This window comes from Eikenella sp. NML03-A-027 (genome assembly GCF_001648395.1).
Taxonomy (GTDB): Bacteria; Pseudomonadota; Gammaproteobacteria; order Burkholderiales; family Neisseriaceae; genus Eikenella; species Eikenella exigua.
In genome coordinates this window covers 123,279-131,045 of sequence record NZ_LXSM01000002.1, presented here as the reverse complement: position 1 = coordinate 131,045, position 7,767 = coordinate 123,279, and the positions used below count along the sequence as shown (strand labels likewise).

Sequence of the window (7,767 nt, the reverse complement as noted above, 5' to 3'; positions counted from 1 at the left end):
TCCGCCATCGCCACGCCGTCCGCCGCGCTTTCGGCTTCTTTGTTTTCCACAAAGCCGTGCGGGGACTGCAGGTAGGGCGCGGCCGACCCTTCTTTGCGCGCCCCTTCGATTGCCGTTTCTGCACCGGACCGGCTGAAACGGTCGACCAGCGCGATGGGGTCGGTTTTCCACAACACCAGTGCCGGGATGCCGGCGAGAAACAGCAGTACGCCGCGCCGGAAGCCGACCTGCCGTAAAAAGTCGGCAATGATTTGGTATTTATCCTGTTCGGACATTTCATCCTCCGTTTTCAGGCGGTGCCGCCCGCAGTGCCCGGACCGTGCCTTAACCGTCCGTATAAGGTTTTTCGCGGGAAACCCGTCATTGCCTCCTCCAACCAACCAATCGATTAAAGTGCCGGCCGGTAAAGTGCCGGGCAGCTCATTGGTCCGCCCCTTGCAATTGGCCGGCAACCGGCCGGATTTCGGCCAAGATTTCGGCGGTGCGCTCCTCCGCCTCGGCAGCGCTCTTCAAGCCTTTGAGTTCGAGCTTGCGCATCCGCAGCATCCCCAGCTTGTCCGTCGCCGCCCGTAAGGCATCGGCTTGGGCGATGATGATGTCGGCCGCTTCGCATGCCGTCTTGCCGGCGGGTTTGGCAAAGGCGGCCACCTGTAACGGCGCTTCCCCTTTGCAGCCGCCGGCCTTGTAGTCGCGCGCCTGCCGTTCGCGCAGCCGGTATTCGGCTTCAAAGCGGGTAATGTGGCGGTAGGCCTGTTCCACCGCGTTATCGATGGACTCCATACCGCGCTCCACGGCTTCGGCTAAAAGCCGGGAGGCGGCCTCTTCGGTCAGCACCCACGCCTTGGCTTTAACATCCCACGTTTGATGCCCGTTCTCCCGCGGGGTGAAGGTCAGTCCGTCGGGCAGCTCGCCTATCTGTTCCACCACTACCGCCGCGCCGTCACCGGTCCGGTAGGCGGTCTTGCCCCGGTGGTCGGGCAGGTATTGCCATCTGCCGTCCGTCTCGCAAGGCCAAAAGCCGTGTTTCGCCTGCGGCCCGATACGCAGCGCATTGTCCGGCGGCAGGCTGTCCGGGTTGGCCGGGGCGCTGTAGGTATAGGGGTGCAGCGGGTGGGTGTCGTCAAAGTAGAAGTTCTGCATGGTTACACTCCCAGGTAGATGGCCGGCGTGAAGCCGATATTGAGCGGGCGGTTTTCGCCGTTCGCCCCAGGGTTTTGTTTCGGCGTGTCCATCGTGATGGTGGTGGCCAGCCCGGTATGGTTTTCCGTCCAATCCGCGCTGGCCACCTTGGGCGGGGTGTTGACTTGGTTCACCATCCCGCACGTGACGTACATGGGATTGCCGGTCGGAATGCCTTTATTCCCAAGCGACGGGTCGCGGGGCAGCCAAATATCATCATTATCCGTCGCTCCTAAGCCGGTAACGTGGTAGTGCTTCGCCAGAGCATCTGACTGAACTTCACCCAGAGTTTTAGATGGGCGTAAAAAGTAGCCACGCCCGTCGGTATGGAACAGATTTGGCGTGTTGATCTGCCCGTTCTTCAACTCAATCTTAAACGCCCGTTTGTAGGGCTCGGGTAATGATTTCAAAGCCTTCCCTTGGGGTGAGTTTTCCGGGTATTTATCTCCGGTGGCTAGGTACCACTTTGCCGGCATAGCGTCAGCGGTAGTGGACAGCAGTTCAATCTTGCCGACAAATAGACCATCACCGGTACCGGTTTTGGCTAGCAGCTTTTTCAGTTCTGCCACCTCCCTCTCCAGGGTTTCAGTGGAGAGTTTGGCGGCAGCGGCAGTATTGCCAGCAGTCTGCGCGGCTTGGCTGGCCGTTTGTGCTGTTCTATCTGCATTCGTGGCAGCCTGGCTAGCGCTGTCAGCCTTACCAGCGGCGGCAGTGGCTACTTTTTCCGCCTCAGTTAGCTTGGTTTGCAGTTGTTGCAACTGCTTTTTCAGTTCGGCCAGTTCACCGGATGGCGCGGCGTTCCCACCGGCTTTTTCCAGCTTTGCCACCCGTTCCGTCAGTTCAGCTGCAGCCTTTTTAATCTGCTTTAGCTCTTCATCTGATCCACTGCCGACCTTTCCTGCCAGTTCGGTAAAATTGTCGTTGCACTTCTGAAATCCGACGCGGATACTGTCGCCGCCGACGCCGTTTGGCAGGCTGCCCAAATTGATTTGCTCCATATTATCTCCAATAAAAAAGACTCATCAGGGTCTTGGTAATGAAAGCCGTTATACCGGCAACCGGCACAGAATCCAGTTTTCCGGGACATACTCCGGCGGTTGGTATGCCTTGCCATCGGATTTGAGCGAAATATACTTGTACACCTCCAACTTGTCGTCGCTGTGGCGGAAGCCTTGCCCGCCCCAAAACGGCGCTTGATCCGAGCGGTTCTCTTCGGTTGAGTTCAGAACCAAGTCGATTAAATCCAGCAACCCTTTCTGTGCGGCAGCGGCAGCCTGAATCTCTTTCTGCGCCTCCACATCCCAGCCGCCCCAAGTCTCAAACTCGCGTTGTGCCTCTGCTTCATTGTAGCGGTTCTGCAAGACCCGGAGATCCCGCCGCCGTTTAGCCGCCTCTTCCGGCGAGTAGTTGGCATTTTCTTCATAAGCCACCACCGGATTGAGCTTAAACAGGAGGTTGAATGCCCGTTGCAGGCTCCAGGTGCTGTTCGTCAAAAAGTTGTTGAATTTATCCAGTACGCTGGGGTTGCCCATCAACTCGTCCCAAGATGGTTTATGCTGCGGCGCGTAGTAGTCCAAATTCGCCCGTTTATATACGTCTGACATTCGGAGTGGCACGGTCGGATTCCACGGTGCGCCTTTGTAGTCGTCCGGCACGTTCGGCCCGTGAACATACAGCGGACGATTGGACATCGAACGCTCGAAGGCGCTGTGTGCCATCGTACCACCCACCGCGTTGAGTAACCCGCCGCCAGGCAATTTGAACAATCCTGCCGCGCCGTGCACCAACATATTGCATACCTTGCTGTAGTCGTGCCCGCCCTTGACAGTGTAGATAGCCCCTTGGTTGGGGCGGGTGTCGTTACGCACCGTGATGGCCTGCCCCTTGCGGATAGCCGCCGTATTGGACAGTAGGCGTAGGTAAGGGCGGGCGTTATTCAACACCTCGTATCGTAATGGCTTATCCGGGTCGCCCTCGAACAGTTGCGACATCTGGCGCTTGACCGCTGTGTTTTCCTGTCCGATCCTTTGCGCCAACTCGTCCAGAGGCAGTGGTGTATCGGTGGCAAACACATAACTACCACGGTCGATGTAGCCCATCTCAAACGGCGATGGTTGCTGCGCCATACCGAACATATCGCCAGTATCGCCCACTGTCATCACAAACTTCATCGGTGCCGGTTCGTAGCGGTACACTACCAAACCGTAGGATGTTGGCTCGGCTACAGTCGAGCATTGTGCAAAGTATTCCCACGGGATGCCGGCTAATTCGTAAAAATGCACCGTGATTTCCGTATTCGACGACATCTCCACATACAGCCGCCCGCCGCAGCAAGAAACCAAGCCGAAGCCGTCCAACTCCGTCTGCGGGCTGTCGGTTGCGCCCAGGGCGCGGCTGCGGAAGGTCATGGTTACCGGCAGGCCGGTAAACAAACCCTGCCCCAAGCCTTGGCTGCGTGTCCAATCCAGCCGATATTTTGGGTAGTCGGCCGCCGTACCGCCACCGTAGCGCAGTTTGTTCAGCAACTTGGCCAATTGCCAATCCTGCCCGGAAAGCACTGAGTGTACTAGGCGTCTGGCCTTTTCCCATTTGTCCGCATCGTAGCCACTGCCCCAGCCGTGAATCACCGCCGGCAGCAAGGGCTCGCTGTCCCGTTCGCCGCCGTACAGCGAGAACTCGAAACGCACAGTGCAGGCAGTGCGAATCATGCCGCCGCGGGTGCGCAGCATACCGGCAGAATGTATTTCACCGCCTTGAGTCAAGCCGCGCTCCATCAGTTTTTTCAGTGGACGGTTGCGACTGCCGTCATTGAGCGGCAGTTCGCTGCCGTCAGCGGCCACCACCGACAACTGCCCCGGTTGATTCAGGTCGCGCAGGCGCAGGGTCATGCTGCCGATCAGCTTAGGGCAGAATAGATTTTTCGCCAACACGTTCACGCCCTGTCCGTTGTACACTGCCAGCCCGTAATCAGTTGACGTAGCCATATAAAAACTGTCTCCCGGCAAAGGCTCCACCGTAGTGGGCCACATTACTGTTTACCCCGCTCCGTGCATCGTAGCTGATGTTCCAGCACAAAGACCACTGATCGAAATACACCGTCGAGGCGTGTTCCGTGCCACTATTGATGCAGAATGAATGGAACACCGGCATGATGAAGATGCCTTTGAATTTTTCACGCAAGGGAAACAGGATGTCCAAGGCCAGCCGCCCGATTGGGTCATTACCGAGGATAAACACCCCTTCCACCATCAGCGCCGAATCCAGATTGGTATCCAGCACCTTGCCGTCGTTGTCATACATCTGGATGCCGTATTCGGCCGCCATCATTTTCTCCCATCAATCATCCCAGCCGGTCAGTTTGCCCAGCCGCACCATCACATGGCCTTTCTCGTTACGTACGATCAGGCCGCGATAGTCCAGTTGTGTTCCCACCTTCCCGTTCGGGTCGGAGCGCAGTTGCGCACCGTGTTCGGCGGTCACGATAAAGCGGCCGCCGGCCATATTCAACGTGCCACCCCGGATATCCGGCGCTTCAATCGTTTGGTTGGCTTTGATGTGCCGTCCCAAAATCGAGCCGTCAGCAATCAAGTCCCCGTTGAAGTAGGTTTTATCACCGGTTACGGTAAACATCGGCAGCTTCTTGTTGTTCCACAGCATCAGCTTGTCGGCTTGAATCACCACTTCAGATTGCCCGCTCGTGCCGTCGGCCAGCAGCGAAATCCCGCCCACCACTTTAGTGCCGGTGGCGGTATCAGTGCTCACCTTCAGAGTGTAGGCGGCACGCAATTTACCGTTCAAATCGGCAAACGATTGCGCCACTTGTGTTACCGATGCCTTGGCCCCGGCTACTTCGCTTTCCACCGCCTGCACTTTCCGTGCCTGCGCTTCAGTTTGCGTGGTGAGGGCTTTCATTTCCTCGGCCACCGTGGCGATTTTGTCGCCGAACTGCGAACGCACAGCATTGATACGTTTTGATAAAACGTAATCCGCCTCGTTCATTTGGCTGTAAAAATCCCACTTGCCGGCTTGCTTGCCGGTGTTGCCGGCCATGCCTTGGTTATCACCAGCCAAATTGCCGATCAGATTAATCAAGTCTTCACCAGCCCCCGGTGCAAACTGTTCCTTGCTCAGCTTGCCCTTCAACTGCTCGAGCAATAGGGAGGGATCATCGCTGCACACCCCATCCACCGGTGCCGTCCATTCTCCGGCCAGCCCGGCACTATCCACCAGTCGTAGCCAGAAATACCAATGCTCGCCGGTTTTCACGTTGGTGAGCTGGTAGTCGGTTTGCGGTGCCGGCAGTTTCGCCAACGGCATCGCCTGATTAAAGTTGTTGCTTTTGCCGTAGCGGATTTCGGTGTGTGCTTCCGCCAATAGCGGGCTGGGCAGCGTCCAATTCAGGCCGATGGCAAACAGCTTGGGCGTGGGTCGCACCCCGGTAATGGTGTAGTTCAGGCTCCAAGCTTTTTCCAGCGGCTTAGACAACACACCACGGGCGGTGCGCCCCCGAATTTCAGCGCGGTAATCGCCGTTGGGAAGCCCTTGCAGGCTGATTTCGGCACTGGGCGCATCTGGGATATGCCGCCACAAGCGGCCGTCTTTAAAAATTTTGATGTCGTAGCTCACCACTTGACCATCGGCGCTCAAATTCTCCCAGCTTAAGGTTAAATCCCGCCCATTGGTGGACAAGTTACTATTGCCGAGCTGCGGCTGGCGTCCATAGTTGGTGGTGGCTCCAGCCTTAAACAGCGCACTGTTGTCTACCGCCGCATATTTGGCCGGGTCATGGCGCAATGCAGTAATGGTATAAGTGCCGTCATCGGTGTTTTCTTTAATGCTTACCGCCCGATACTGGCGCGGTACCACCTTGCCGGACAACGCCCAATGGTCACCATAAGCCAACCCCGATGGGTCGCCATCCAACAGCAACTGATTAGGCTGCGGCTGTGATGCCACCTTGATGCTGTACTGTTTCGGCACCGTTTCGCCTTGCGCATTCTGTTCGAGGGCGATGTATTGCAGCCGCCAGCCAGTCAGGCTGTCGTTGATGGAACGGTCAATGGTTACAATCCGGCCGTTCACCGCCAACACCTGCCCACCCAGCTGTGCGCCGGCAAAATTGTTATCCGCTATTTGGATAATATCGTAGGGCAGGTGTTTCAACCCTTCGCTCCCCACGGTAAACGACACTGCATCCTGCTGACGAAGCCCGGTTTGCAGTATCCATTGCCCGTAGCGCACCGCTTGTCCGCGTGTAGTGCAGCCGAAAGCGGTTACCGACTGGATATTCAACCCATAGCGTTTGACGGCTTCGGCATCAGCCACATACTCGGTCTTGCTGCGGTAGCTATCATATTTGTCGGCAAAACGCACCAATACGGCGGTATAGGTAGATTTCAGCGCCACCCCGTTGTAGGCAAACTGCCCGTCCACCACATTGCTGTTGTCATACTGCGCCACCGGGTCGCCGCCCTGATCCAGCAACACCGACAGCTGGTTGCCGTTCCACAGCGGCATGCCGCAAAACGCACTCGCCAATTCAGTGAGCAGCTCGCCCGCCTGCCGACGGTCGGTCAGGTAGGCATTGCAGGTAAAGCGCGGCTCACGCCCGCCGAAACCATCCGGCACCATCTCGTCGCAATAGCGGGCTACCTGATACAGGCTCCATTTGTCGATGTCTTCCGGGGATAGGCGCAATGCCAGCGTGGAGTAGCGCTCCTGGCGTACCAAATCGTAAAACACCCAAGCCGGATTATTCGTCCATGCAGTTTTAAAACTGCCATCCCACAGCCCACTGTAGGTGCGGTTTTCCGGGTCGTAATTGCTCGGCACTTGCACCTCGATGCCGCGAATCAGATAGTTGCGGCGGGGGTTCTGCCCGCCGAACTGGTCGGAATCAATACTCAACGCCGCCAGCGCGGTAAACGGGTAGCACAGTTTGGCATCCGTAATTTCCACATAACTGGCAAAAAAGGTGCTGTTTTGGATTTTGTCGCTGCTGCTGTCCGGCGTAGGGCGCGAAACCTTGATCGAAAACGGCGCTTTCGGCAGCTGCTCGAACACTTCGTCATGGTAAAACGCGCCGCTGCCCTTCTCGGTAAAGTTCACATGACGCTGCTGCTGCACGCCGTCATCATTCACCAGCTGGATAATCAATGCCGTGTTCGCCGGCAGCGTATCACCGTTATCCTGTATCGCCGCATTACGCTCTACACCCACCGTTACCCGCAGCCGGGTTGGGCCGCTGTCGGACACGGTGCGGATAACCGGGCGGTGGTTTTTTACCGGGTTGGACACTAACACCGTGCGCTCCACGCTTTCCCAGCCCGGAATATAGCTTTGGTCGGGTGTGCCGCGCTGGAATACGGCAGTTACCCCTTTGAAGTTATAGCTGCCGTCCGGGTTTTGCACCGGTGTATCGTTGAAAAACACGCTTTTAAACGGTGCATCATTGCCGTTAGCAAAACCGGACACCACCCCCTCGCTGATCACATCCACAATGCGCAGCATCTGCGCTGAAGATAGCCTGTTCGGCGCTTCATACGGCGTGCGTGCACCACCACCGCTTTTCTGCCCACCCATTGTTTA

The 7,767-nt window shown here is 57.2% G+C and carries 6 protein-coding genes; all 6 read right to left on the bottom strand.

The window, feature by feature from the left end; translation table 11 throughout:
* A partial coding sequence (locus A7P96_RS00670; protein ID WP_156496214.1) for a hypothetical protein occupies positions 1-275 on the bottom strand: 275 nt, incomplete at its 3' end.
* 145 nt (positions 276-420) lie between these two features.
* Positions 421-1,140: a hypothetical protein gene (locus A7P96_RS11105; RefSeq protein ID WP_067442204.1), complete on the bottom strand. Its 720-nt coding sequence runs from the start codon at positions 1,138-1,140 to the stop codon at positions 421-423.
* A 2-nt stretch (positions 1,141-1,142) separates the two neighbouring features.
* On the bottom strand, positions 1,143-2,177 hold the full coding sequence (locus tag A7P96_RS00660) for a hypothetical protein (protein ID WP_067442206.1): 1,035 nt from the start codon (positions 2,175-2,177) through the stop codon (positions 1,143-1,145).
* A 48-nt stretch (positions 2,178-2,225) separates the two neighbouring features.
* Positions 2,226-4,163: a hypothetical protein gene (locus A7P96_RS00655; RefSeq protein WP_067442208.1), complete on the bottom strand. Its 1,938-nt coding sequence runs from the start codon at positions 4,161-4,163 to the stop codon at positions 2,226-2,228.
* A complete protein-coding gene (locus A7P96_RS00650) occupies positions 4,147-4,506 on the bottom strand; it encodes a hypothetical protein (RefSeq protein ID WP_151086498.1) in 360 nt (119 codons plus the stop codon). Before A7P96_RS00650 ends, A7P96_RS00655 begins: the two co-directional genes overlap by 17 nt.
* A 9-nt stretch (positions 4,507-4,515) precedes the next feature.
* Positions 4,516-7,761, bottom strand: a complete 3,246-nt coding sequence (locus A7P96_RS00645; protein ID WP_082887875.1) for a host specificity protein J — start codon at positions 7,759-7,761, stop codon at positions 4,516-4,518.
* Positions 7,762-7,767: the final 6 nt, after the last annotated feature.

What these genes read in the sequence shown, in the direction of transcription:
- A7P96_RS00660 (WP_067442206.1), bottom strand. Translation starts at nt 2,177, where the DNA reads ATGGAGCAAATCAATTTGGGCAGCCTGCCAAACGGCGTCGGCGGCGAC.
- A7P96_RS00645 (WP_082887875.1), bottom strand. Translation starts at nt 7,761, where the DNA reads ATGGGTGGGCAGAAAAGCGGTGGTGGTGCACGCACGCCGTATGAAGCG.
- A7P96_RS00655 (WP_067442208.1), bottom strand. Translation starts at nt 4,163, where the DNA reads ATGGCTACGTCAACTGATTACGGGCTGGCAGTGTACAACGGACAGGGC.
- A7P96_RS00650 (WP_151086498.1), bottom strand. Translation starts at nt 4,506, where the DNA reads ATGATGGCGGCCGAATACGGCATCCAGATGTATGACAACGACGGCAAG.
- A7P96_RS11105 (WP_067442204.1), bottom strand. Translation starts at nt 1,140, where the DNA reads ATGCAGAACTTCTACTTTGACGACACCCACCCGCTGCACCCCTATACC.